This window comes from Gordonia gummivorans, assembly GCF_022513585.1.
Lineage (GTDB): Bacteria > Actinomycetota > Actinomycetes > Mycobacteriales > Mycobacteriaceae > Gordonia.
The window spans coordinates 1-1264 of record NZ_JAKWBF010000079.1 but is presented as its reverse complement, the minus strand read 5'-3'; the positions used below and the strand labels follow the sequence as shown (position 1 = coordinate 1264).

Annotated in this window: 1 protein-coding gene; it reads right to left on the bottom strand. The window is 64.0% G+C overall.

Annotation, left to right across the window (positions count from 1 at the left end):
• A partial coding sequence (locus MKW15_RS24155; RefSeq protein ID WP_240862927.1) for an IS110 family RNA-guided transposase occupies positions 1 to 971 on the bottom strand: 971 nt, incomplete at its 3' end.
• Positions 972 to 1264: the final 293 nt, after the last annotated feature.

The window sequence follows — 1264 nt, the reverse complement described above, 5'->3', positions numbered from 1 at the left end:
ACCGCAGCACCGAGGGCGCCTTTGAGGTAGCGGTTACCGTGTCGGGTTTTCCCCGATTTTCGGCGGCCGGCCGATTCGTGGTGCCCGGGCGCGACCCCGGCCCACGACGCCAAATGATCGGCGCTGGGGAACACACTCATGTCGCCTCCGGTTTCGGCGATGATCACATCGGCGGTGCCGGTCGAGATGCCCGGGATTTCGATCAACAGTTCCCGGACGGCTCGAAAGGGGGCCATCGCCTCCTCGATGCGTTCGGTGATCAGCGCGATGCGCTCATCGAGGGTGGCGATCAGGTCGAGGTGGAACTCGACGAGGAACGCGTGGTGGTCACTGAATCGGCCTTCCAGCGCCGGGATCAGGGACGGGATCTTGCGCCGTAGCTGCCGCACCGACAGATCGGCGAGCACTTTCGGGTCGCGTTCGCCGGCCACCATCGACCGCAGGATGGCCCGCGAGGACACCCCGGTGATGTCGCTGACCACCACCGACAGTTTGATACCGGCGTCTTCGAGGAGCTTCTCGAGCCGTTGCACCTCACGGGTGCGTTCGCGGGTGATCGCGGTGCGGGTACGGGTCAGATCCCGTAACTGGCGGATCGGTGGGGGCGGCACGAACGCCGGCCGGACCAGACCGTGGGCGGTCAACTGGGCCAGCCACGTCGCATCCGATACATCGGTTTTGCGGCCCGGCATGTTCTTCACATCCGCGGCGTTGGCCAACACCAGCTCAAAGCCGGAGTCCTCGAGCAGGTAGTAGAACGGTTTCCAGTAGCTGCTGGTGGCTTCCATCGACACACACGTCACCTGCGCGGCCAGCAGATGTTCCCGCAACGCCACGATGTCGCGGGTCATCGCCGACCAGGTGGTGATCGTCTCGATAGGCTTCTTACCCGGCCGCGCCACCCGGATGCACACCTTGGCGTCCTTCTTCGAAATATCCAGTCCTGCACAGCATTCGTGCATCACTTCCATAGCCCACGCCTCCCATCAGTGTTGTTGAGCTGTTGTTGAGGGTGTGGACCGTGGGCGGGACCGAAATCAAAATATGGAGTCTGACTCGCGTGCTCTTGGCAACAATCCACGATTCCCGTGGCAAGTCCCGCGCCCCACGCTGATCCCCTGGCTGACAAGCACAAAGAAGCGACCGAGGTCACCAACGATCCACAGCCTCCATGATCAGCCACCCCACCCGCGGTGACCACCCGAGCACACTTCCCGCCTCCACGATCGCCGCCGCAGGCGGCGGGTGGGTCGCTGATCCGAAG